Here is a 24,633-nt window from a genome sequence, read left to right as displayed (position 1 = left end):
AAAGAGATTCACAGATCTAGCTCATTTTCCACATTACATGGTTCTACTGAGCGACAGTCGATTACGTCATAAAGTGAACTGGGTTTTTAATGTATTGAAATTAATCAACTTTTCATTGATTGGATTTTCTAATCAGTTGAATTCATTTTATCAACTGTAAATATTCTTTAAGCCTGTCTATCTTTTAACTGCTTATGAGGTAAACAAAATGTTAACAAATTAGTGGTGTGATTCGCACTCACCTTTGGTAACTACAACAAACTCAGACGGGAAAAGACCATGACTATAAACAGGTTTAAAAAAACCACAGTATCAGTACTTGTTGCCTTATCGCTTGGTGCAACAGGGGCTATTGCCAACGATCAAATTAGTAAGCCTGCGGGTGCTAAAGGCACGGGCACTGCTAAAGCTTTTCAAGCGAAAAATAATCAATTTTGGTGGCCTGATCAGCTCGATCTCTCTCCGTTAAGAGATCACGATAATCGCTCAAACCCACTAGGTGATGATTTCAGTTATGCAAAGGCATTCGCTAAGCTAGATCTCGACCAAGTAAAAAAAGATGTTAATGAGCTACTCACTACTTCTCAAGATTGGTGGCCGGCCGACTTCGGAAATTATGGTCCTTTCTTCATTCGACTTTCATGGCACAGTGCAGGTACCTATCGTACGCTAGATGGTCGTGGCGGTGGTGACGGTGGTCAAATGCGTTTTGATCCGCTGAACAGCTGGCCAGACAACGGAAACCTTGATAAAGCGCGTCGCTTGCTTTGGCCTATTAAGCAAAAGTACGGTGAAAGTTTATCTTGGGGCGACTTAATGATCCTTGCGGGTACCGTAGGCATGGAAAACATGGGCTTTGACACCTATGGATTTGCGGGTGGTCGTACCGACGACTGGGAACCTGACATGGTTTATTGGGGCCCAGAAGTGGAAATGCTTGCGAGCGATCGTGAAGAGCGCGACGGTAAGCTTCAGCGTCCGTTGGGGGCAACGCACATGGGCTTGATCTATGTTAACCCTGAAGGCCCTAAAGGTGTGCCTGATCCGATGGGATCTGCTAAAAATATTCGCACTGCATTCGGCCGTATGGCGATGAATGATGAAGAGACCGTTGCGCTAATAGCGGGTGGTCATACATTTGGAAAAATGCACGGCGCACACAAGCCTGCTGATTGTTTAGAAGCTGAGCCAGGTGGTGCAGGCCTAGAAGAGCAGGGACTAGGTTGGAAGAATAATTGCGGTAAAGGCAATGCAGAAGACACAGTAACGAGCGGTTTGGAAGGTGCTTGGACACAGCTACCTACTAAATGGACGAGCCTATATCTTCAAAACTTATTGGGCTTTGAGTGGAAGCAAACTCGCAGTCCTGCTGGCGCTATCCAGTGGATCCCTACCGATGAATCGCTTCATAAATCAGTACCAGATGCGCACGTAGAAGGTAAGAAAAATCCTCCTGTGATGACTACAGCTGACTTGGCGCTTAAGTATGATCCAGAGTATCGAAAAATTGCCGAGCGCTTCTTAGCGGATCCTAAAGAGTATCAAACGGCATTTGCTAAAGCGTGGTTCAAGCTAACTCACCGTGATATGGGTCCTAAGGCACGTTACTTGGGTAACGATATCCCAGAAGAGAACTTCATCTGGCAAGATCCAGTGCCTAAAGCTGACTATAAAGCGATCTCTGATAAAGACGTTAAGAAACTTAAAGCTGACATCTTAGACAGTGGCTTAACCGTTCAGCAACTTGTGAAAACGGCATGGGCGGCAGCGTCTAGCTTCCGAGCATCTGATTTACGCGGTGGAGCGAACGGTGCTCGTATTGCCCTTGAACCGCAAATGAATTGGGAAGCCAACGAGCCTGAAACCGTTCAAGCCGTTGTTTCTAAGCTTAAAGAGATGCAAGAAGATTACAATTCACGCATGTTTTCTAAGAAGAAAGTATCTCTTGCTGACCTCATTGTGATTGGCGGCGCGGCAGCAATTGAAAAAGCAGCGGCAGATGCTGGCGTCAAGGTTACTGTGCCAGTGGTTCCGGGTCGAACTGATGCTACGCAAGAGCAAACAGACGTTAATTCGTTTTCATTGTTAGAGCCAACAGCCGATGCGTTTAGAAACTATTACAACGCAGAAGCTAGCTATCGTTCGCCAACCGACATGCTGGTAGACAAAGCCGATCAGCTTAATCTAACGGTACCAGAAATGACTGTTTTGCTTGGTGGTTTGCGTTCATTGGGAGCAAACACAGGTGGCACTAGCCACGGTGTATTTACTGACAAAGTAGGCACGCTTAACAACGATTTCTTCGTAACGCTTCTTGATATGGGCGTTAAGTGGAGAAAAACAGATAACCCGTCGGTATATGAAGGTGTAAACAGAACTACTGGTGAAGTTATGTATACAGGTACGCCTGTAGACCTGGTCTTTGGATCAAACAGTGAGCTGCGTGCAGTGGCCGAAGTTTATGCCTACGACAATGCGAAAAGCCGTTTTGTTAAAGACTTCGTCGACGCTTGGACCAAAGTGATGACGCTAGACCGTTTCGATTTACGTCACGATCTAAACGCCAGCTTGGGTAAATAGATGCGATATAACTACTATCGCGAATTAGCTTAACAACTAATTCTCAACAGACATAAAAACTAAAAGGGCGCTTCCGCGCCCTTTTTAATTGATTTCTATAAGTTGTGTTGTGAACTCTTAATGTGATTAAAACGACCGCGAGACCATCGCAAACCCATCTTGAATTCGATACACTGAACCTTTATTTTTCGCTTCTATAGACAATTACCACAATGGCTAGTCTTCAACGAACGTTGGTCAATTTAGAAATGCTAAGCGACGATATTAATGCACTTCACGTCGACGCATTTAATACGCACGCCCACATTAAGCTTTTACACAATGTGTTGAATGAGCTAGAGAACGCCGAGCAATTTGTTGCCTTAGAAACAGAGGCCAGTTTCCAAAAGTCGTTATCTGGCTCACTGTTTGAGAACATATTTGAACGAAAGCGTATGGTAGGTGTTTACATAAAGCTGGTGGGCTATGTTATTACAGCGTGGGAAGCGACCAATAAAGCGAATGCAATCATCAGTGAAAACTTCGATTCAAGTGCCGATAAGCGATTGGAGTTACTGCAGGTAAAAGCAATAAAAGCCAAATCTCAATTAAAAACCGTAGCGTCAGCGATGGGCAAAGAAGACTATGCAAAGTTTGTCCAGACGTTAGGTCTGTCTGCCCAAGAGTGGCAATGGGATACACTTCGCGCTAGGTTTTAGCCAGCGCGAAGGTATGACCTAAAGCGCTCATTTCATGAGCGAGTTTAGCTACGGTGTGGTATTTCGAATACCAATGCCTTGTTCGTTGATAACTCTTACTTCGCGTTGAGGGAACGGTATTTCAATGTTGTGCTCGCGTAATGTTTCAAACACAGTAAGCAGCAAATCGCCACCCACGCGGTTTTTACCATCGTCCACACCTTCCATCCAAAACTCAACGAACATGTTAACGCCAGAGTCGCCAAAGCTATCTATTTCACAGTCAGGCAGCTCTTCAAATGGAACATCATCGCCACTGATCACCTGCGGATGTTCCGATACCGCCTCTTTAATAATCTCTACCATCGCGCGGATATCAGTTTTATAGGCGACAGAAAAGTCGATGCGGTAACGTTGTTTTTGGTTTTTGTGTGTCCAGTTTATTAGCAAGGAGCTGATAAACTTTTCGTTAGGCACCAGTACATCTTTACCGTCATATGTCTCTAATACGGCATAGCGCATTTTAAATTCTCTGACGATACCTTTCTGCCCGTCTTCCAATTCAACGTAATCGCCTACGGTCAACGATTTATCCAACAGAATAATGATGCCCGAAATGAAGTTTGATGCGATGGACTGCAGACCTAAGCCTAAACCCACACCTACTGCACCTCCGAACACGGCCAATGCGGTAAGATTAATTCCCATGACGTTAAGCAATAAAAGAAACACCACACAGAACAGGGCAACTTCAAACAGCTTTGCGAACACTTCTTTGGTAGAAACGTCGAGCGACTTATGGTTTCGAATAATATCTTGACCAATGGCGTTCGAGCTGCGGCCTAGCCAGAACAGCAAGCCACCAAACAATAGCACTCTTGTTACGCCATACGCTGATATTTCAACATTGCCGACTGATATTGCCATTGACTCCAATGCTGAAGTTATCAGCGGAAGCACGCCAACTAAGTGTAAAAATAGGATAGGTAAACCCACCCATCGCATAAACGCTGCAATGGTGTTGTTTTCGACAAAACCAGTAATCAAGGAATTAACAAACAGCATTAGTGCTACAACAACGGCTATTTCCAATAGCCATGCATCAAACTGAAATTGCGCCCCCAACACGGTAGTAAGCTTTAGCATACTGATGGTGATAAGCGGGAATAGTGCCTCACCCAGATTGTATAAAAAGCCGTGCATAGTATGTGCGCCTTGCTGTGGCTTTTCTCGGGTAAACTTAAATGGCTTTTTTACTTGTCGTGCAAGCAAAAACGCAACGCAATAAATAATTGCGATTGTTGTAAGCTGGATAACAAAGCTATCAGACATCACCGATGCTTTGACTAAAGCCAACTTTTCCTCAAAGTGCTGGGTTAAACTATCAACATTCATGTTTTCTACTTCACTTGTTTGCCACACTGCAGCAGCGTGGATGTAATTTGAGCGTGGAATAACTGCGCGCTTTTTATCTGTTATAACAAATATGGTAAAGCTTTTTTTATCTATCCAACAGAAATTGGCTATCAAGTTGACTTTAATTTCAAAGGTTTTGAGGTGTTTTTACGTAGAAGAGTCCTGTTTAACTTGTTTTTTTAACGCACACTTTTAAAAGCTAAATGTCTTAAGGTATTGATAAATATAATTAAACTCTGTTACTTGAAAAGTTTACGTTTCTAGGTCGCAAAATTCGTATTAAATAGATATTTATCGTTTTGATAAAAATATAAATATAACAATATCTCTCCTAAAAATGAGGGAAGACAGTACGGTTTAAGACCATTCCCTTAGTGCGAAAAGCCGATAAAACTTCCCATGCTCTTAAGCTATGTAAATCGGAACTTATTAAGTGAAACGTCAGACAAGCTTAACTAGATTTTGAACAAAAAATGCGCTGGTGGCTTTCGGCTTTTAGTGGTAGACTCCGCGCGCAATTTGTAAGAGTAAACACCTACGTTCTTTTCTTGATGTCAAACACCAATAAGCCAAGTTGGCAATGGCGTATCTCTTTAGGTTTTCCCAGTAATCTATAACCCCCACGGTTAGCAATAAAGCACTAACGCTTATACCTTTGCGGTATGCAATTATTTTATAAATACCTATGACAGGAGTTTATTAATGTCATTTACCCAATTAGGGCTCGCTGAACCCTTGTTAAAAGCTATTGAAAAACGAGGGTTTAGTACACCATCACCAATCCAGGAAAAGGCAATACCAGAAGTATTGCAAGGAAAGGATGTGTTGGCAGCTGCGCAAACGGGAACAGGGAAAACTGCAGGATTTGGACTTCCTATTTTACAGAGATTGATGGAAGGACAACCTGTATCTGGCAACAATGTTCGGGCACTTATCTTAACACCCACACGAGAACTTGCTGCTCAGGTAGAAGAGAGCATCAGAGCGTTCAGCGAGTTTTTGCCGTTAAAAACTGCCGTGGTATTTGGTGGTGTAGGGATTAATCCTCAAATGATGAAGCTGCGTAAAGGTGTGGATGTGTTAATTGCTACGCCTGGACGATTGCTTGACCTCTACCAGCAAAACGCTGTTAAGTTTTCTCAGCTTGAAGTGTTGGTATTGGATGAAGCCGACAGAATGCTTGATATGGGCTTTATTCACGACATTAAGAGAGTATTGAAGCTATTGCCACAAGAGCGTCAAAGCTTACTGTTTTCAGCCACGTTTTCTGATGAAATCACTGCGCTGGCGAAAACAATAACGCGCAACCCTGTGAGTATTTCAACCGCGCCAGCGAATACCACGGTAGAAGCGGTTCAGCAGCACTTAGTGACCATTGATAAATCTAAAAAGACGACCGCGCTTATTTGTCTGATCAAACAGCAGAAGTGGGAGCAGGTGTTAGTATTTAGCCGCACGAAACACGGTGCTAATCGTATTGCAGAAAAGCTAACTCGGTCAAAAATTCCAAGTGCCGCTATTCACGGTAATAAAAGCCAAGGAGCGAGAACTAAAGCGCTTGCTGACTTTAAAAATGGCGCAATTAAAGTGCTAGTAGCCACCGATATCGCAGCACGCGGCATCGACATTAGTGAATTGCCTATCGTTGTAAACCTAGACTTACCCAATACGGCAGCTGATTATGTTCACCGAATTGGTCGTACAGGGCGCGCAGGCGCTAGTGGACAGGCTTGGTCATTTGTATGTGCTGAAGAACTACAAAACCTGAAAGATATTGAGACGTTGATTCAAAAGCTGCTTCCTCGTGAAATGTTGGAAGGTTTCGAGCCTCAGCAAGCCGTGCCTGTTACCACGCTTTCTAAGCCTAAAAAGCCCAAGAAGCCGAAAAAGCCGAAAGCACCACATGGTGAGAGCGGCAGCGAAGGTAAACGAAGTGGCGAGAATAAAAAGTCGGGTCAACGTCAAGGCAACCGTAGCGGAAATGGTAATCCGCGCGCAGGTAAACCGGATTCGCGCAACAATAGCGGTGGAAAGCCTGCAGGTCGAAGACGCTCAGGAAGTGAAGGAAGTGCCGCTAAACGACCAGCTAAGCGCAGAAGTAATCCGTCAAATAGCACCACTAATAATACGGCATCAAACAGGGCAAAAGCGTAAACAGCTGAACTGCGCTTCATAAAACCGAGTTTATTAAAAAAGGGCCGTTGGAAAGGCCCTTTTTAATGTCCGTATTCTTTGTTGCGTCACCTTGATGTAGAACCACTATACTTGCGATAACACGCCGCGATTACGAACATTTTAAATCTCGCTGAGTGGGTAATGAATTATGTGGACTGGTATTAGGGCCTATTGATCTTTGTTGTACATTTTTGCAGCGGTCTGTGTGCCATCTAGACAAGGCGAATGTTTGACGGTTTAGTGGTTCTAAATCGAGAACATTCAACGCAGTATAGATGGCACAAAGGCGCTGCCCGAAGGGGTCGTTATGGAAGCCTTTTACTCTTTGTCACAGTCCTTTAACTTAGCCCGCTAGGCTTGCAGGACTGTTTCGCGATTAAAAGGCTTCCATTTAGACCAAAATTCGTACACCAAAGGTCAACAGGCCCTAATTATGTTCCCACGAAAACGGATTGTAATGTCGCAATGCTGGCGTGGTGTTAACTCCGTTGCCATTCTCAGAATCTAACGTAAGCTCGGCGCGCTTTATCAGCGTTTTTTGCAGTTCAGTGCGAAACCCTTTGGTCTCTTTCCATAGCTCGTTAAGCCCTTGTGGGGTATTACCTTGTAAATCTAGCGCAAGTAGCGGACCCAGTTTGTCATAAGCGCTTTGTAATCTGAGTGCTTGCTCTTTATTGTAAGCTTCTTCTTCATCTGTCGCTTCCCAGTTAATAAACGGGGCTTTTTGCGCAGTTGTCATTGCAGGAAAGCGAGAGAAATACTGAATGTACTCCGATAAGGGAATGCTGTCAGCGCGCCCCCATATATCCATTGACGTTCTGTTTAACAATGCGCTGGTTTTAGGTTCAACCACCATTACCGTTGGTGTGGCGTAATAAATGGGGTAGTCAAATCGCTCGGTTATATTTCTTCTGTCTTCAAGTGTTCCCACATCAACAAATACGGTTTCATAATGAGCGCGTAGAATAAGGTCCATTTCCTTTGTCGCAAAACGCTCAGCTAAGCCAGTACTGTCGTGGCACCACTGAGCACCCAGTACAACCAAAAGTAATTTGCTTTGTTCCACAGCTCGCTGCTGTGCATTGACCACATCTTGATAGGGTGATGCAGACGGAGCGTAAGTGTAAGGACTTTCATTTTGAGTACTTACACAGCCATTTAACGTGGTGACAGCGGCAATTAGGACAGCAATGTTTAGGCACTGTCTAAAAAAGGGGGCTCGGCGAGTAATGAAATTTTTTTGCATACGGTTATCAAAATAGTAGTTAAATCAACAGCAATGTAGCATAAAAAGGATGCAGCGACGCACCTAAAACGCAGTAGAGTAACTTAAGCTCTGTAGGGCAAAGCCAGGCAAACTCGGGTGCCTGATGGTTTGTTCTGGGAAATATCAAACTCGCCATTTATCAACTTTGCGCGTTCTCTCATCGACAGCAGGCCGAGTGTGGGTTCGGCGTTTGCTAGTTGGGCAATATGCTCAGGGATGCCGCCGCCGTCGTCAGTAACGGTAAACACGGCACTGTGTTGCGCATAGTTGATATCAATGCTGAGCGACGTCGCATTGGCATATTTTATACTGTTTGTCACCGCTTCCTGCACAATGCGATAGATGTGTATTTTCTGGTCTGAATCGAACGGTACTGGCGTGCCGCTAACGTTAAACGAATAGTCTATGTTTGCGCGTTTGAGCGTGGTAATAATCTCTGAACGTTGAATCACGCTTTCAATGGGAAGTGTATCAATACCGGACGGGCGCAATCCCCCTAAGCTTTTCTTCATTGCGTGGTATAGAGCATCTATCTTATTGAGCATCATGTCGTTGTCGCTTTCTCTGCTATCTAACGACAGTTGAAGTTTCAAATCGACTATGCGGTGACCAAAGTCGTCGTGTAAATCCCGCGATAAGCGCTTTCGTTCATCTTCTTGCACTACCACTAATTGACTGGCCAGTGCTTGAGCGCTTTGCACCGATAGTTCAAGAGCCTCGTTTTTCTTCGCAAGCTCCATATTCAGCAAGGTAGATTGGTTAATTGACGCACCTAAAATGAGGCAACTTGTACATGATGCTAAGATGTAAAACTGATGCTCAATGGGAGGAAGTGCGCTCTGGCTTGCCACCACGAGCGCAGTAATGCCTATGAGTAAACACGAAAACGCACTGCCAACTATGGCATAGCGATATGATAAAAACAGCGCAGGGAAAACCGCTAGATATTTAACCTGATAGCTGATGTTAATTTGTTGGGAGAAGGCATAGCTGCTCAGTATCAGCAAAACCAGCCAAGCGATTGTTGTAAGGTATAGTGCTAAGTGACTCTTAGGGATAGATGGCCGTTTATATAATGCGAAGAGAAACGGACAAAGAACAACAATTCCTACAAAATCACCTAATGAAAAATCAAACAAAATAGAAAGAAAAACCTCTATGCCTGTTTGCAGTTCAATAGCCCTTCTGCCCAAAAATACCGCCCCAAGAGCAACACTTATAAGAATACCAAAAGCCAACGTGGCAAGGGTGCTGGAAACATTGTCTATATAAGGTGCGCTAAAGCGACGTCTGAATAAATAAACGCATGTACAAATTACCGCGGGTGACAGCACCAAATGGACTAAATACCAACCTATGGTTCCACTTAAAAAGGCCGTATTGTCGAGAATGCCACCGGGGTGAAATAAAATGAAGTGGGTTAATTTTTCTGCGATGAGTAGCAGTGGCCAGCTGTAAATTGGCAGTAGTAAAAACGCCGCCAGGCGAACACCAGCGGGCAAATACCAGCTCACCGTACCTGAAATAATTTCAAATTGGGTGCTGAACAACCACACGCCGTGAAATAGCGCGGTATAACCTAATCCCATTAGTAAATAGGTAACGTTGAAATACCGCGTTAAATTCATCAATTTGCTTTGACTAGCGTGTCGTCGTAGATAACGTCAGAAACGTCGAGGTACCCAGTTTCTAACGCAATTCTAAGTAAACCGAATTGGGAGGTTACATTGAGTTTCTTGTAAATATTAGTTCTGTGAACCATCACTGTTTTCGGGGCAGTATCTATGTAGTAGGCAATCTGTTTTGGTTGGAATCCTTTTGCTAACAGTAAGAAAATTTCCTTTTCCCTTTCAGTAAGGATAGAGGTTAGCTGTTTATCACCGAAAGCTAACTTTTTACTAATATCTGTGCTTAGATAATTCTCGTCCTTTTCTAGAGATTCCAACGCGTCCATCAATTCTTTAGTGGCGGCATTCTTTGTAACGTAGCCATCGGCGCCGAGCTCAAGCGCTTTACTGATATAGCCAACATGATCATACATGCTCAGCATTAAGCACTTTATAAACGGCGCGTCTTTCTTGATTTTTACTAGCGTATCGAAACCACTTTCCTGTGCTAATGAGATATCTAGAATGGCAACGTCAATATCGTCTAACGTAGCGAAGGAGGGAAGAGCATCCAGAGAGCTTACTGCGTAAGAAACATGCCAGCCATACTCTTGCTCGATGAGTGTTTTAATGCCATCCCTTACAATTTCGTGATCGTCAATAATGAGTATGTGCATGAAAAAATGCTTATTATTTCTTAATGCATCAAGTGTACGTTGTATTTGGCTTATAGTGAATAAGCCGATGGCTCAGATTGGTGCTCTCTTTAATTCTCAGAATAAAAAAAGCCGGCCTATCCTTGGCCGGCAATTGCTTAACTCTTAACTGTTCAGCGTATCATTCGCCAACTGTCACGAAGAGCGCGTCAGCGATACGCAAACTACATTAAAGGTTTACAGACACTGGTGCAGAGCATGCAGAGGTTTCATCACAAACCATATAAGTATACTCACCAGGTTGAACGCCTCTGCTTCTATCGCGATAACGTCCAGTGTTGCTTACTTCTTCAAGTAGCTCACCGTTGCGATAAATCATTACAGTATCGGCCATCGAGCCACTATATGATAAATCTACGCGTAACGAACCGAATCGAGACAGCATAGCGCGGTCAATCTCGGCAACAATGTTGCTATCTGAAACTGATACGGTTTCTGTTGATACGCCAGTTTGGCCTTCAGAGTCGGTAACCGTAAGGGTTACGTCATAGGCACCTGTGCTCGCGTAAACATGCGTTGGGTTCTCTTCCGTTGAAGTAGAGCCATCGCCAAAGTCCCAGCTATAGCTGACAATGTCGTCATTAACGTCGTTACTGTTATTAGTAAAGCTTACTGATAATCCTGAAGCGTCATAGGTAAACGCAGAGTTAGGCGGTGTTGGGCCTACTTCACCAATACCGGTCACCACAAAGCTCCATGTGTTAACAGTGCCGTTGTCACCGTTGAACGTATCAAGCACGTTCAAGGTCCAATCGCCTGTTGCTACTTCGCCGTTAAAGGCATCAGAGTTATAGCTCTCAACGATATCATCTGTAGCGCCACCTTGATTCTGACGAAGAACGGTGGTCGTACCCTGAGGAGAGGTCAGTGATAGTACGAGGTCACCGCTATAGGTGTGTGTGATATTTACCGACGCCTGCATACCGAATACGGTTAAGTCGTCAGGAACGTTAATCACTAGGTCCACGCCGACATCGTCTGGATCTTCTTCATTCGGTAACGTAGGTACAGCATCACCAGAATACGCGTAAGGGAATTCGTTTAGCCCTTGAGGGTAAACATAAAGATTCGCTGATTTAGATTTCTCAATATCACCGCTTACACCGTTCACCGTAAAGCTGTATGGACCCCAAGGCGTATCTTCAGATGTCTCTACGGTCAGTGTTACCGTATCGCCAGGCATTGCCGAGCTTGCACTTAAAGACGCGATATCACTTGGCTCTGCAAGCGATAGCTGTACTTCTTCTTCGTAGCCAGCAATTGAACCAACTTCAATAGTGAAGGTGTAGGTTTCACCCGCTTCAATTTCAGCTGAACCAGGCGTAATGCCCAGTTTAAAACCTGGAGTTGGATCAGCTTCTTCAAGTGCGTTAAGTACATTTAGGCGGTTGCCAGACACGGTGCGACCATCAGCCCATAGGCTAGTTTCACCTGTAGACATTAACAGCTCTTTCATTTCAGATGGCGTAAGTTCTGGGTTTAGCGACCACACAAGTGCTGCTGCACCCGCAACATGTGGCGTTGCCATTGATGTGCCTGAGTATGCCGCATAGCCGTTACCTGGTACTGTAGATAGGATAGCTGTCCCCGGCGCCGCGATGTCTACAGTTTCAATACCGTATGAGTAGCCGCTGTCTCCGTCAGTACGAGTGTGGCTAGCAACTGCAAGCAGACTGTTTGTTGTAGTGACATAGTTAGACGGGTAGTTATCTACGTTGTCGTTGTTTGAACCGGAGTTACCTGCCGCAGCAACAAACAAAATACCCGCTTGGCCAGCTTCTTCAATAGCAGTTTCTAGCGCTTCACTATAGCCGCCGCCACCCCAGCTGTTGTTGGTAGCTTTAATATTGATGCCGCGGTTCTCTTTAAGGTCGGTGAAGTAATCGATACATTCAATAGCGCCAGCGGTTGAACCGCCGTCAGGACCTAAGAATTTACATGCAGCGATTGACACGTCATGGTTTACACCGACTACGCCAATTCCGTTTCCGCCCACAGCGCCAATTGTCCCGGCCACATGCGTACCGTGAGAATCATCGTCCATAGGATCAGAATCGCCGTTAAATGCATCGATACCGTAAACATCGTCAATATAACCGTTGCCATCATCATCAATACCGTTTCCAGCAATTTCACCTGGGTTAACCCATGCGTTATCTGCAAGGTCTTCATGATTGTAGTCAACACCCGTATCGATAACGCCGATGACCACATCGCTATCACCGGTTGTAATATCCCATGCTTCTGGCGCGTCAATATCCACATCTGCAGTACCGCCGGCTTGACCGGTGTTATTCAAACCCCATAGGTCACCATAAGAAGGATCGTTAGGTACCAGGGCTTTGCGGTACAAGAAGTTTGGCTCGGCGATTTTAACCGCAGGATTTTTCTTTAAGATTTCTATGGCGTCTTTTACAGACTTGCCACGAAGTTCCAGTTTGGCAATGCGACCATTTAAAAGGTTAGAGAAGCGATCATCTACCTCATCACGGTTTGCGTCACTAATTCGTGCACCTACCGAAGAGCGAGCGCGCATCTTTTCCGCTTTGCTTACATTTTCTTTGTATACAACGATAACGCTATCGTCGAAAATTTCGGCTTTTGCGGCGTGTGCATGACTAGATACCATTAGCGGTAGAAGGGCTAATGACAGTGCTGAAAGGCCTGTTTTAAAAGGCTTTGTTTTCATAATTAGATTCCATAATTAGCAATAATGCTTTAATCACAGAACCTTCTCGTTCGGTCTGATATAACTAACGGTTAAAACTTATAACGCAAATTTAAAAACCTGCCACCCCTAACAGTAAAATTTGCTCAAAAATACTACTTAACCACTAGGAAAAAGTGAGAAGAGAAGCCCAAAGTGGTACTTAATTACTATGACTTTTGACAGGTAGTTCAGATCTCTATGTCTTAGGGGCACGCTGTAGCAATACCCGTTAAAAGACCCTACAAAAACTAGGTGGTCTTACCAATAATTACTCGGTGCGTGAATTTTCGTCAAATCTAGCACTATGGTATTACCCATTATAAATAACTTGCTGATTTAACGTGTGCTAACTGTATTTGACCTGTAATAAATACAACTTATTGGTGATGGATTCTCGCCGTCTTAAGGAGTGTTATAGAGGGGTCACCTTTGTTGTTAATCAAGGAAGCAGTCGTTCTCATGGACAAGAAGCTAAAGGTTAAAAAGAGCCAATTTGCTAATAACGCTAAGGCATGTAGAGCCGTTGCGTTGGCAGCCATTACGGGGTGCAGTCTTCTAACCGTAAATCTTCCTGCTTATGCTCAACAGTCCGACTTATCAACAAGCTCAGACATGGTGGAATCTTCTCTTTCAATGAGTCTGAATGCTCAAGCTATAACGATAGACGATGAAACGGTCTTCATCGCTGTTAGTCAGTTTGGGCTAAATAACATAACTAACATTATCCAAAGCGGCAACGGCGCCAACCTATCGAATGTTGTTCAAAACGGCAGTAATAACGAAGCTCTGATCACACAGCTGGGTGAGGGGAACGTGGTTAATTTACTGCAGCAAAACAACAATAACTATTTCGAGATTATTCAAGATGGGTTCGACAATGTAGCCAATGTTAATCAATTGGGTGAACAGTCCTTTACTGTTTACCAGATAGGGAACGAAATGGTGATTAACATCACACAATATCAAGAATGATGTGATTGCCATAGGGAGACAAATGTGAAAATGAAAAAAACAAAAATAGCGAGTGCATTGCTTTTAGTAGCAGCGACAGGGTGGGCATCGGCTCAGGAAGTTCCAGCGAGTAAGACAGTTGATTTCAGTGCTTCCGCAGATTTTATTGCTGCAGCTGAAGGCAATGAAATTACGCTAACCCAAACGGCACCAGAGGGAAATGAGGTAGGTAATGAATCTATTTTAAGTCAGGAAGGTGACTTAAATGCAATCTTTGTAGAAGTAACGGGTGACGCAAACGAAGTACTAGCTTCGCAAATGCAGTCAGGTAATACCTTCTTTGCAAGTGTCACAGGTAACGGCAACTTCTTAGAATCTGAGCAAGATAGTTTAAATAGTACAGCTGATGTCGTTGTCGAAGGTGACGATAACACGGTTTCACTTGTTCAATTGGGTGATGGCGGCCCTATCGGTTTTATTTTTAATCGCTCAATAAATAGCATTTCGGGCAGTGGAAACACGTTGTCAGTGTATCAGGGTGATGGTGGTAACTGGGCTAATAATGCCATTGCGGGTAACGACAATACGGTATTTGTTGATCAAAGTGGTGACTGGCACGAATCGTATGTTCGCGAGCTAAGCGGTGATGCAAACGTTATCGATGTTATTCAAGACGGCTATTACAACGTGTCTGATTTAACCGTTGTCGGCTCAGAAAACGAAGTTGAAATTGACCAAGATGGCGACCAGAACGCTGTGGGTTGGAGCATGGTTGGCGACGGTAATGTGCTAGAGTTTGAACAAGATGGTGATGGCAACGAGATTACCACAGGAGTATTTGAAGGCTCTGGCAATGAAGTTAATATCGATCAAATCGGTGACGTTAACTTAGCTACCGTAGAAACTATCGGCGGACAAGCGAATACGTTCGAAATTAACCAAGTGGGCGAAGGCAACACGGCTTATGCTGGCGTAATTGGCTTATTCAACGAGTTTGATTTAACTCAGGTAGGTGATGCCAATGAAATCAGCACAGTTAATTTCGATGGCCTGTTTAACACCGTTGAAATTGAGCAAGATGGCGATGCCAACTTGGCGTTAGCACAAGCTGGTATTGGTGATGCAACTTACTACGCTGATGGCAACATCATTGAAATGTCTCAAGAGGGTGTTGAAAATACGGCATCAGTTGAGTTGGCAAGCAACGTTACATCAAGCTACAACGAAATTATGGTTTCGCAAACGGGCGAGCTTAACTTACTAGACCTATTGGTTAACGGTGACGACAATATTGTTAGTGTTATGCAAGAAGGCGTAGGAAACTGGGTAACAGACGACGCAGGTGGTCAGTTCGTTATTTCTGGTGATATGAATACATTTGAAGTTACGCAAATGGGTAACGATAACTTAGTTACAGGTAGTATCACTGGCAACGGCGGCACAGTAAGTGTTACGCAGGTTGGTGACTACAACGTAGCTACCGTTGTTCAGATGTAAACCTACAGATGTAAAAGTGAGTAGCCGGGCGTTTGCCCGGCTATATTCAGTAAAATGAAGTACTTGTATTGTTTCTCTCTTATCACACTGCTTTTTAGTGTGTTCTTTTCTCCGATTCACGCAGAAGAAATTCGGCTAGGTGGACTGTTGCTCGATAACAGTATTAGCCGCCAAGGCCACGAATTTGCCTCTCGCATTAGCCAATACTGGCGAGAAGTCCCAGACAGTTCGGGTAAGAACCTTGTAGTTAAAGAAATTATTGTGCCACAAGCGGGTACTCTTCTTTCGGTGATTTACGACAATAGAGTGGTTTATCAAACGTACATGGGGCGTAGACAAGTACCGTTAGATGAAAAAGTACAGCAAGCCATCATGTTAGTTTTAGACGCGGTGGCAAACGCGAGTATAGACAGTAGAAGCCCAGATTTAGCAGGGGACGAATGGTAATGAAAAAAGGGATAGTGATAGCAGCCTTAATCGCGACTGGCTCGTGGACTTCAGCTAGTGTGAAAGCAACAGAGTTGGTGTATGAACCGATCAACCCGTCATTCGGTGGTAATCCACTTAACGGATCATTTTTATTAAGTAAGGCGAATTCACAAAACGCTCATACAGCGCCTTACAGCGAGCGCTCCTATGACGAACGCCTTCAAGAATCACTCGAGCGCGCCTATATCAATCGTATAGTCCGCGAAATCACAGACATCGCATTCGGTGAACAAGAATATGATGAAGATGGAAACCCGATAGACAGCATATTCAATCAGGATAGTATTTTTGTTAGTGGTGACTTTCAGGTAGAACTAATAACGAGTAATCCTGACAGCATTGTTGTGAACATTACTAACTTACTGACAGGTGAGGTTACTGTCGTTGAAATTCCACGGTTTGGGTAGGGAAACACATGAGAAGTACCGTTTTTTTAATAGTGGCCATGGCGCTTGCAGGATGCCAGTCCATCACTAATACGCTGCCGCCAGATACAACGGCCGCTGATGTAATTAAAGACAGTGCCACATTGTCTGAAGTAAAAAGCTTGCCAGCGCCTATGGGACAAATTCCGGTTTCTGTATATGCGTTTAGAGACCAGACCGGGCAATATAAACCTAGCACTGGGGCAAGTTCGTTTTCTACTGCGGTGACTCAAGGCGCAACCTCTATTCTTGTTCAGACCTTAAGCGAGACATCGTGGTTTTTACCTGTGGAGCGTGAAGGGCTGCAGAACATTCTTACCGAACGCAAAATAATTAGAGCCGACGAAAGCAGCGGAGGCGATTTGCCGCCACTCACGACAGCGAGAATTATTATAGAAGGTGGGATAATTAGCTACGATACCAACATTCGTACCGGCGGCGCTGGTGTAGAGTACTTTGGCATTGGAGCGAGTGAGCTGTTTAGGGAAGATCAAATTTCCATTTACATGCGTGCAGTTGACGTGAGAACAGGTCAAGTATTGGTGTCGGTTTCAACATCTAAGAAAGTACTAAGCCAGGAGGTGAGAGCAGGCCTGTTTAGGTATGTTTCGCTTAAGCGTTTGCTTGAAGCAGAAACGGGCTACACGACTAATGAACCCATGTTCGAGTGCGTTAAACAAAGTATAGAAAAAGCGGTGACTGAGTTGGTGTTACAAGGAATGGAGAAAGGCGTATGGCGCGCAAAAGCGTAAGCGCCATACGCAATTAAATTCAATGGATTATCAGTTTAGATGCTTACTTGTTGTGGTTGGCTAAACTGATGATCGAACCACTTTATAAGCTCAACGCGATTTCGGCAGTCCGTTTTCCTAAATATGCTGTAAACGTGAGTTTTCACCGTATTTACGCTGATGTGTAAGCAGTCTGCAATCTCCTGATTTTGGGCACCATCTGCAATTTTGCGTGTGATGGCCAATTCCCTCTTGGTCAGCACAGTATGTGACGATTGAAGTGCAGCAACGGGTTTTGCTTTAGACACTAAATTGGCATCAATATAGCGACTCATAATCTCGCGACTGAACCATTTGTTGCCCGCCTGAACTTGTTGAACACCGCGAACCAGAAGTTCTAAGCTATCTTCAATATGGAAAATACCATTAATACCATGTTGCAGTGCCGCATAATGAAAATCGACGTCAGACTCTGGCACGTTGAAAATGACTTTGTTCAACTCTGGGTTATCGTTGACTACAGGCAAGTTGAGCATAGCGGCAGAGTCACAATACTGCGCATCGATAAAGAAGGTATAGGTGTTATTAAGCACGCTTCGAGGTGGATGAATCGCACCGGTTGTGACGACAAATCCACATGACGGCAAAATACTTAGGAATCGTTCGTAAGCCCCATCCTTTCTAGTATTTTCTGAAAAACTTTTTCTTGTTAAAACGAACGCTTGATGTGACATGAAAGCTCCTTTTCGTGTCTATCAACCTTACGAACTATACATTGGCTTTACAATACTCCTCTGGTCTAACTTGCTCCGCCAAAGCGTAACAAAATGTAACAGTGAAAAACGCCTGTAAGTTTTGCTTAAATGCTAGAGCCTCTAAATGTTCAACGAATTAAATATAAGTAAATTATCTCGATAAAAGCGGCTTGCCCCCTTTGTTAATAATGGTGTTAGTGTATAGTTCAACACCAAGTCATTCCTTCCATTATTTCAACACACAGAGAGAACCATGACCGTAAACGTTGACACTCAGTCTTTGATTGCATCAATGCGCGATGTAGTAGGGCAGGCCTATTTGTTAACTGATAAAGCGAAGAAGCAGCCTTACACTAAAGGGTTTCGTTTTGGTGCGGGCGAAGCACTTGCGGTAGTGCGCCCTGGAACGCTTGTCGAAATTTGGCGTGTGCTTAAGCTGTGTGTTGAAGCCGACGTTGCGGTTATTATGCAGGCGGCCAATACAGGGTTAACGGGCGGCTCTACGCCAGATGGTAAAGATTACGACAGGCCTCTCGTTATTATCAGTACTATGCGTATTGATGATATTCAGTTAGTTGACAACGGAAAACAGATCGTTGGCTTGGCTGGGAGTACCTTGTTTGGATTGGAAGAGACGCTTGCGCCTTATGGTCGCGAACCTCACTCTGTGATTGGTTCTTCATGTATTGGCGCATCGATCGTGGGGGGAATATGTAACAATTCAGGTGGTGCTTTGGTCAAGCGAGGCCCTGCCTATACTGAATTAGCGCTTTTTGCCCAAATCGACGCTAATGGCAATCTATCTTTGGTAAACAATCTGGGGATTAATCTAGGTAGTGAGCCAGAAGAAATTCTGAATAATCTTGAGAACAAACGTTACAAAGAAGCTGACGTTCAGCACCCTGACGCTCGTGCATCAGACAACGAGTATGATGAACGAGTTCGAGACGTTGATTCAGACACACCTTCGCGCTTCAACAATGACGGCAGAAGACTTCATGAAGCTTCAGGCTGTGCGGGTAAGCTTGCCGTGTTCGCAGTGAGGCTAGACACCTTTCCTATTCCTGAGAAAAAACAGGTATTTTATGTGGGGTCTAACGACGCCGCTGTGTTTACCCAAGTGCGTCGCGACATACTTTCTACTTTCAAGAACTTGCCTGACTCGGGTGAGTACCTTCACCGTGACTGCTACGACGTATCCAAGAAATACGGTAAAGATATGTTTATCGTTATCAGCAAGCTTGGCGCCAAATTTATTCCTAAGCTGTTTGCATTTAAGCGCAAATTTGACGCATTTACTGACAAGCTGGGCTTCTTACCCAACAAAATGTCAGATCGCGTTATGCAGTATATGAGCTACGTTTTTCCTAACCACTTGCCTACGCGAATGGAAGAGTACAGAGACAAGTATCAGCATCATTGGATATTGGAGATGAGCAACGACGGGGTAGATGAGGCCAAAGCCTACCTTGATGCTTTCTTTAAAACCAATGAAGGTAGTTATTTTGAGTGTACAGAAGAAGAAGCTGATAAGGCTATTTTGCATCGCTTTGTTGCTGGTGGCGCGATAGGTCGTTACCACGTGATGCACAGCAAAGACGTGGGCGCTATGATGACCATCGATGTTGCACTTCGCCGCAACGATCCCGACTGGTTTGAAGTGCTGCCTAAAGAAATAGACGACCAGATAGACACAAAACTGTATTACGGCCATTTATTCTGCCACGTAATGCACCAGAATTACGTGTTGAAAAAAGGGGCGGATGCCAAATTGTTAAAGGGTAAAATTCTGGAAACTTTTGATGCGAGAAGCGCTGAATATCCAGCAGAGCACAATGTGGGACACGAGTACTTTGCAAAAGATGCGCTGAAAAACTTTTACCGAGAATTAGACCCAACCAATAGTTTTAACCCGGGAATAGGCAAAACCACCAAACTTAAAAATTGGGCTGAGCATGATGGAAGTTGTTGTGGTGGGCATCATTAAGCGCAAATTACGCTTCCAGCCACTTGTGCATTGATAAAAGAGCCATAAAAAATGAAGTGACCCCCAATAGTTGGACTATCCAATTACTGGGGGTCTTTTTAGTGGCCTTGGTGCCAGCGATACTAAAAAGCGAGAGAGTCGAGGTTAAGTTCACTGACTGATTTTGCACCGCATAGTGTCATCGCGACATGCATTTCCTGTTTGTACAGATCGAGTAAGTTCTCTACCCCTTGTTGGCCTTCAGCAGCAAGTGCATAAATAAAAGAGCGCCCTAGTAAAGTACAGTCGGCACCTAGTGCAAGCATTCTCACCACGTCCAAGCCGTTACGAATACCTGAGTCTACGAAAATACTTAGATCGCCTTTCACCGCGCTAGCAATCGCTGGAAGAGCCTTAGCGGTAGAAAGCACGCCATCTAGCTGACGACCGCCGTGATTGGATACTACAATGCCTTCTGCGCCAAAACTCAGCGCATCTTTGGCATCTTGTTCAGTTAAAATGCCTTTGATAATCATTGGGCCGTCCCAAAACTCTCTGATCCATTCTAAGTCTTTCCAACTGATAGACGGATCGAAATTAGCGCCCAACCAGCCAATATAGTCTTCCAACTGGGTCGGTTCGCCACGATAAGTAGAAATATTGCCAAGATCATGAGGCTTACCGAACACGCCTACATCAAATGCCCAACGAGGATGAGTCATCGCTTGCAGTACGCGACGGCTTGCAGCAAATGGCCCACTCATACCGGAGTGTTTATCGCGATAGCGAGCCCCTGGTACAGGCATATCTACGGTAAAGACCAACGTTGTTACACCCGCTGCTTTGGCGCGCTCCAGAACATTCTTCATAAAGCCGCGATCGCGAAGCACATAGAGTTGAAACCACATTGGACGTTCAATGGCTGGTGCGACTTCTTCAATAGGACATACTGACACCGTCGACATGGTAAACGGTATGCCTTTGTTTGCTGCCGCTTTAGCGGCTTGCACTTCGCCACGTCTCGCATACATTCCGGTTAATCCCACGGGAGCAAGGGCAATAGGTAAAGCCAATTCTTCACTAAAGACCGTTGTGGAAAGGTCAAGCGACGACATATTTCTCAGCACTTGCTGCTTTAATGCTATGTCAGCCAAGTCAGCTTCATTGCGTTTAAGTGTATGCTCTCGATAGGCACCACCATCAATGTAGTGAAATAGGAACGGCGGTAATATTTTTTGCGCAGCGCGTCGATAATCAGTCGGCGATGAAATAATCATGTCTTTAATCGATTGTAATTAACTTGATAAAAATATAACGTTTCTCGCCTTAGGGATATACGGCAACAATGAAATTTATCTTTTCCAAAAGTGAAGTAATAACGTGAGAGCAGACGATTTAATTCTTTTTGCACAAATTGCGGAGATGGGCAGTTTTAGCAAAGTAGCAGAGGCGAACAACATTACCAACTCGGTAGTCAGTAAGCGAATAGCAAAGCTTGAAAAAGAGCTGGGAACGCAGCTTTTGTATCGCACTACTCGCAAACTCACGCTTACCGAAGCGGGTCAAGCTTTGAAGCAAGGCGCCATGAATGTAAAGGCGTCCACGCAAGAAGCTATCGACACAATTTCTGGATACAGTGAACAAATATCCGGACACATTAAAATGTCGGTTCCAACGATTTCGGGCGATTTACTGTTAGCCGATGCGGTAGCTGAGTTTTGTACACTTCATCCAGGGCTAAGCGTTGATATGTCTCTGGATAATCGATTTGTAAATCTAGTCGAGGAAGGGTTTGATCTTGTTATTCGAACGGGATATTTGGAAGACTCAAGTCTGATCGCGCGGCACTTTTTAGATTCCCATTGGGTGGTTTGCACATCGCCGGATTACATTAGACGAAAGGGCAGGCCCAAAGCACCTGAGGATTTGAGTTTTCACAACTGTTTGTTGTATTCCTACCACACATCCGGCGCAAGGGAGTGGGAGTTTACGTCGTCTCAAGGCAATTACACCATCACCGTAGATGGCGCATTTTCAAGTGACAATGCGGGGGCGCTTCGCAAAGCAGCTCTTGCTGGTAGAGGTATTGCCTACGTACCTAAATGTTTGGTATTCGAAGATTTATGTAATGGAACACTGGTCGATTTGTTTCCAGAGCGGGTAGGTAAGGTGTTAGGCGTTTATGCCGTTTATCCTTACAGCCGCCAGCCATCTCGAAAAATTAAGCTGTTAATTGAACATATCAGGCAGCGCTATTTATCTATGTCTGATTATTTTTGATACGCCAACGGCAATCACGCCGGTTAACCCCTTGTTTCATAGCAGGTCGTTGCCGCTTGAAGGACCTTATTTACTTAAAATCACGGTCCGTAGCGCCAAGAAAAGAATATATTTGGGTAATTATCTGAACCAAAGCAAATCCTCACTAGTAGAAAAAAACAGCTTTTAAGTTTTCGCAGCGTTTCAACTTACCTGTCAGTGAAAAGGGACTTGCTATGAAAGGCCAAGTAAACAACTCCACCATTCTTCTTCCAGTATTTCTCCCCGCCGTTATCATTATTTTGCTTTTGGTGATCGGAACTATCAGCAACCCCGAACTTGCCGGCGACGCCTTCGACAATACATTGGCATGGATTACAGAAACCTTTGGTTGGTTTTACATGTTGTCGGTCGCTATCTTTTTGGTATTCATTGTATCGGTAGCATCATCTAGCTGGGGAAACATAAAGTTGGGGCCCGATCATGCAGAGCCTCAATATAGCTTTCCTGAATGGTTTTCTATGTTGTTCTCAGCAGGCTACGGCGTAGCGCTGCTCTACTTTGGCGTAGCAGAGCCTGTTCTACACTATTCTTCACCGCCTGCAGGAGCAGCTGAAACTGTTGATGCGGCGAAACAAGCCATGCAAATCGCATTTTTTCATTGGGGTTTTCACATCTGGGCGATCTACGGGCTAGTCGGTTTGGTTCTTGCCTATTTTGCTTTTCGACATGGCTTGCCCTTGTCTATACGTTCAGCTTTGTATCCACTGATAGGGGATAAAATTTATGGCCCTATAGGTCACGCGGTAGATGTATTTGCCATTCTCGGTACACTATTTGGTATCGCCACTACGCTCGGGCTATCCGTTACACAGATTAATGCAGGGCTTAACTATCTTTCCGGCGATATCCCCATTGATATCATGGTGCAGGTAGGCACCATTGCGATCGTAACCATTGCCGCAACAATATCGGTTGTCGCGGGCATGGATAAGGGCATTAAAAGGCTATCAATTCTTAATATGGTTCTGGCTGTATCGCTTATGAGTATCGTTTTTATCTTCGGAGAAACGGTACATATTTTAGAAACCTTTTTACAGAACACGGGAAGTTATATCAACGGCATCATTGAGCGCACCTTTAATCTTCAGGCCTATAGTCGTAGCGATTGGATTGGGAACTGGACGCTGTTTATTTTTGGCTGGACCATCGCTTGGGCGCCGTTTGTAGGCATGTTTATCGCCAAAATAAGTCGAGGTAGAACCATTAGGCAGTTTGTTTTTGGTGTAATGCTTGTACCTACCATGTTCACCTTTCTTTGGTTTTCCGTGTTTGGCGACACCGCGCTAAATGCCATTATGAACCAAGGTGTTACTACACTCATTAGCGATGTGCAGGAAAACGAAGCTGTTGCCTTATTTAAGCTCTATGACTTGCTACCTGGCGCGTCAATCATGTCAGGCTTGACCGTGTTATTGATCATCACGTTCTTCGTGACGTCATCAGATTCTGGGTCGCTGGTTATCGATTCTCTTGCTTCTGGTGGTAAAGAAGAAAGCCCGGTTTGGCAGCGTATCTTCTGGGCGTGTCTGGAAGGAACCGTTGCTGCAGTGTTGCTGTTGGCTGGCGGGCTGAATGCCCTGCAAACGATGACCATTGCGAGCGCCTTACCATTCGCCTTCATTATGCTAGCGTCTGCAGCAGGTCTATGGCGTGCGCTAGTCATTGAAGGCTACCGAAACAACAGTTTGAAGGCGAATACGCTTAATAGAAACCACGGTCGCTCGACTAGCCTAAAAGGCCGACTGGCAGCAATGGTAGATTACCCAAGCCGAAATGAGGTGCATGAGTTTATTGATAAAACTGTGATTGCAGCGATGAAAGACGTACAGGCTGCTTTGAAAGCGCGAGAGTGGGAGGCGTTTGTTAAGCTTGATGAGGAAACGGGAAGGGCCACCTTCACTGTTGAGCGTCACGATCACATGGACTTTATCTACGATATTCGTATGACTGAATATTTAGTGCCAGGGTTTAGCTACGCAGAGCTGCGTTCAGAAGAAGACGAGTCGGAAAAATATTTTCGCGCTGAAGTGTTCCTTCGCCGCGGAGGGCAAGCTTACGATATTTACGGATATGACAAAGAGAGTATTACTAAGGACATCTTAGATCAGTTCGAAAGTTATCTGCACTTCCTCGATACCAGCCCAGGCGAACTGCCTTGGGAAATGGATGCGTATGATGACATGTTGAGGCAGCCTAGGGGAAATGATTAAACCGCGGATGGCTTAGAAAGAAAATCGGAGAGAAAAAGCGTAGACGCAGTTTGTTTTAAAAAAAGAGCGAGTAAAATCCTTTACTCGCTCAGTAAGAAGGCCACCTCTTCTGAGGGAAAGTAGCCGTCGGAGAACTGTT

Annotated in this window: 18 protein-coding genes; 11 read left to right on the top strand and 7 right to left on the bottom strand. The window is 44.6% G+C overall.

Annotated elements, in window-relative coordinates:
* Positions 1 to 279: 279 nt before the first annotated feature.
* Together katG and QME20_RS09775 are read left to right on the top strand one after the other, a co-directional pair.
* Positions 280 to 2,580, top strand: a complete 2,301-nt coding sequence (katG, locus tag QME20_RS09780) for a catalase/peroxidase HPI (protein ID WP_014977393.1) — start codon at positions 280 to 282, stop codon at positions 2,578 to 2,580.
* A gap of 212 nt (positions 2,581 to 2,792) precedes the next feature.
* A complete protein-coding gene (locus QME20_RS09775) occupies positions 2,793 to 3,278 on the top strand; it encodes a hypothetical protein (RefSeq protein WP_281715858.1) in 486 nt (161 codons plus the stop codon).
* Between the two features lie 48 nt (positions 3,279 to 3,326).
* Here the strand turns inward: QME20_RS09775 and QME20_RS09770 are convergent, their stop codons facing one another.
* Positions 3,327 to 4,652 carry a mechanosensitive ion channel domain-containing protein gene (locus tag QME20_RS09770; protein ID WP_075176721.1) on the bottom strand — a complete coding sequence of 442 codons (1,326 nt, stop codon included), beginning with the start codon at positions 4,650 to 4,652 and terminating at the stop codon, positions 3,327 to 3,329.
* 723 nt (positions 4,653 to 5,375) lie between these two features.
* Here QME20_RS09770 and QME20_RS09765 point away from each other — a divergent pair.
* On the top strand, positions 5,376 to 6,827 hold the full coding sequence (locus QME20_RS09765; RefSeq protein ID WP_168463523.1) for a DEAD/DEAH box helicase: 1,452 nt from the start codon (positions 5,376 to 5,378) through the stop codon (positions 6,825 to 6,827).
* A gap of 448 nt (positions 6,828 to 7,275) precedes the next feature.
* On the opposite strand, the gene QME20_RS09760 is transcribed toward QME20_RS09765, so the two are convergent.
* The 4 genes from QME20_RS09760 to QME20_RS09745 all read right to left on the bottom strand — a co-directional run bounded on the left by QME20_RS09760 (position 7,276) and on the right by QME20_RS09745 (position 13,127).
* Complete coding sequence (locus QME20_RS09760; protein ID WP_049588831.1) at positions 7,276 to 8,094, bottom strand: thioredoxin family protein; 819 nt, start codon at positions 8,092 to 8,094, stop codon at positions 7,276 to 7,278.
* A gap of 83 nt (positions 8,095 to 8,177) precedes the next feature.
* Entirely contained in the window at positions 8,178 to 9,743 is a 1,566-nt protein-coding gene (locus QME20_RS09755) for an ATP-binding protein (protein WP_281715857.1), read from the bottom strand.
* The gene (locus QME20_RS09750) at positions 9,743 to 10,399 is read right to left on the bottom strand and encodes a response regulator transcription factor (RefSeq protein ID WP_039225936.1); all 657 of its coding nucleotides are present in this window, start codon (positions 10,397 to 10,399) and stop codon (positions 9,743 to 9,745) included. Before QME20_RS09750 ends, QME20_RS09755 begins: the two co-directional genes overlap by 1 nt.
* A 208-nt stretch (positions 10,400 to 10,607) precedes the next feature.
* Positions 10,608 to 13,127, bottom strand: a complete 2,520-nt coding sequence (locus QME20_RS09745) for a S8 family serine peptidase (protein WP_281715856.1) — start codon at positions 13,125 to 13,127, stop codon at positions 10,608 to 10,610.
* A 480-nt stretch (positions 13,128 to 13,607) separates the two neighbouring features.
* On the opposite strand from QME20_RS09745, the gene QME20_RS09740 reads away from it, so the two are divergent.
* From QME20_RS09740 to QME20_RS09720, 5 genes are read left to right on the top strand one after another with little or no spacing between them, the layout of a single operon-like run.
* Complete coding sequence (locus QME20_RS09740; protein WP_014980268.1) at positions 13,608 to 14,120, top strand: hypothetical protein; 513 nt, start codon at positions 13,608 to 13,610, stop codon at positions 14,118 to 14,120.
* A gap of 30 nt (positions 14,121 to 14,150) precedes the next feature.
* Positions 14,151 to 15,596 (top strand): curlin, encoded by a 1,446-nt coding sequence (locus QME20_RS09735; protein ID WP_014950701.1) that lies wholly within the window; start codon positions 14,151 to 14,153, stop codon positions 15,594 to 15,596.
* 54 nt (positions 15,597 to 15,650) lie between these two features.
* Positions 15,651 to 16,043, top strand: a complete 393-nt coding sequence (locus QME20_RS09730) for a CsgE family curli-type amyloid fiber assembly protein (RefSeq protein ID WP_014950700.1) — start codon at positions 15,651 to 15,653, stop codon at positions 16,041 to 16,043.
* Positions 16,043 to 16,492, top strand: a complete 450-nt coding sequence (locus QME20_RS09725) for a curli assembly protein CsgF (protein ID WP_281715855.1) — start codon at positions 16,043 to 16,045, stop codon at positions 16,490 to 16,492. The genes QME20_RS09730 and QME20_RS09725 overlap by 1 nt, the downstream gene beginning before the upstream one ends.
* A gap of 8 nt (positions 16,493 to 16,500) precedes the next feature.
* Positions 16,501 to 17,262 (top strand): CsgG/HfaB family protein, encoded by a 762-nt coding sequence (locus tag QME20_RS09720; RefSeq protein ID WP_014950698.1) that lies wholly within the window; start codon positions 16,501 to 16,503, stop codon positions 17,260 to 17,262.
* Between the two features lie 35 nt (positions 17,263 to 17,297).
* Here the strand turns inward: QME20_RS09720 and QME20_RS09715 are convergent, their stop codons facing one another.
* Entirely contained in the window at positions 17,298 to 17,975 is a 678-nt protein-coding gene (locus tag QME20_RS09715; protein ID WP_014980265.1) for a response regulator transcription factor, read from the bottom strand.
* 274 nt (positions 17,976 to 18,249) lie between these two features.
* On the opposite strand from QME20_RS09715, the gene dld reads away from it, so the two are divergent.
* Positions 18,250 to 19,983: a D-lactate dehydrogenase gene (gene dld, locus QME20_RS09710; RefSeq protein WP_039235552.1), complete on the top strand. Its 1,734-nt coding sequence runs from the start codon at positions 18,250 to 18,252 to the stop codon at positions 19,981 to 19,983.
* Between the two features lie 122 nt (positions 19,984 to 20,105).
* Here dld and lldD read toward each other — a convergent pair whose 3' ends face one another.
* Entirely contained in the window at positions 20,106 to 21,239 is a 1,134-nt protein-coding gene (gene lldD / locus QME20_RS09705; protein WP_281715854.1) for an FMN-dependent L-lactate dehydrogenase LldD, read from the bottom strand.
* Positions 21,240 to 21,342: 103 nt separating this feature from the next.
* Between lldD and QME20_RS09700 the strand changes: the two genes are divergently transcribed.
* Both QME20_RS09700 and QME20_RS09695 read left to right on the top strand, forming a co-directional pair.
* Positions 21,343 to 22,242 (top strand): LysR family transcriptional regulator, encoded by a 900-nt coding sequence (locus QME20_RS09700; protein ID WP_281715853.1) that lies wholly within the window; start codon positions 21,343 to 21,345, stop codon positions 22,240 to 22,242.
* Positions 22,243 to 22,457: 215 nt separating this feature from the next.
* On the top strand, positions 22,458 to 24,494 hold the full coding sequence (locus QME20_RS09695; protein WP_281715852.1) for a BCCT family transporter: 2,037 nt from the start codon (positions 22,458 to 22,460) through the stop codon (positions 24,492 to 24,494).
* Positions 24,495 to 24,633 lie beyond the last annotated feature (139 nt).

The sequence above is a fragment of the Alteromonas sp. CyTr2 genome (assembly GCF_947311905.1).
Classification (GTDB): Bacteria; Pseudomonadota; Gammaproteobacteria; order Enterobacterales; family Alteromonadaceae; genus Alteromonas; species Alteromonas macleodii.
The sequence above is the reverse complement of the archived record's forward strand: the minus strand, read 5'-3'. Positions and strand labels throughout refer to the sequence as shown.

Coding starts and splice junctions, on each gene's coding strand:
- katG (WP_014977393.1), top strand. CDS start 280: ATGACTATAAACAGGTTTAAAAAAACCACAGTATCAGTACTTGTTGCC.
- QME20_RS09775 (WP_281715858.1), top strand. CDS start 2,793: ATGGCTAGTCTTCAACGAACGTTGGTCAATTTAGAAATGCTAAGCGAC.
- QME20_RS09770 (WP_075176721.1), bottom strand. CDS start 4,652: ATGAATGTTGATAGTTTAACCCAGCACTTTGAGGAAAAGTTGGCTTTA.
- QME20_RS09765 (WP_168463523.1), top strand. CDS start 5,376: ATGTCATTTACCCAATTAGGGCTCGCTGAACCCTTGTTAAAAGCTATT.
- QME20_RS09760 (WP_049588831.1), bottom strand. CDS start 8,094: ATGCAAAAAAATTTCATTACTCGCCGAGCCCCCTTTTTTAGACAGTGC.
- QME20_RS09755 (WP_281715857.1), bottom strand. CDS start 9,743: ATGAATTTAACGCGGTATTTCAACGTTACCTATTTACTAATGGGATTA.
- QME20_RS09750 (WP_039225936.1), bottom strand. CDS start 10,399: ATGCACATACTCATTATTGACGATCACGAAATTGTAAGGGATGGCATT.
- QME20_RS09745 (WP_281715856.1), bottom strand. CDS start 13,127: ATGAAAACAAAGCCTTTTAAAACAGGCCTTTCAGCACTGTCATTAGCC.
- QME20_RS09740 (WP_014980268.1), top strand. CDS start 13,608: ATGGACAAGAAGCTAAAGGTTAAAAAGAGCCAATTTGCTAATAACGCT.
- QME20_RS09735 (WP_014950701.1), top strand. CDS start 14,151: ATGAAAAAAACAAAAATAGCGAGTGCATTGCTTTTAGTAGCAGCGACA.
- QME20_RS09730 (WP_014950700.1), top strand. CDS start 15,651: ATGAAGTACTTGTATTGTTTCTCTCTTATCACACTGCTTTTTAGTGTG.
- QME20_RS09725 (WP_281715855.1), top strand. CDS start 16,043: ATGAAAAAAGGGATAGTGATAGCAGCCTTAATCGCGACTGGCTCGTGG.
- QME20_RS09720 (WP_014950698.1), top strand. CDS start 16,501: ATGAGAAGTACCGTTTTTTTAATAGTGGCCATGGCGCTTGCAGGATGC.
- QME20_RS09715 (WP_014980265.1), bottom strand. CDS start 17,975: ATGTCACATCAAGCGTTCGTTTTAACAAGAAAAAGTTTTTCAGAAAAT.
- dld (WP_039235552.1), top strand. CDS start 18,250: ATGACCGTAAACGTTGACACTCAGTCTTTGATTGCATCAATGCGCGAT.
- lldD (WP_281715854.1), bottom strand. CDS start 21,239: ATGATTATTTCATCGCCGACTGATTATCGACGCGCTGCGCAAAAAATA.
- QME20_RS09695 (WP_281715852.1), top strand. CDS start 22,458: ATGAAAGGCCAAGTAAACAACTCCACCATTCTTCTTCCAGTATTTCTC.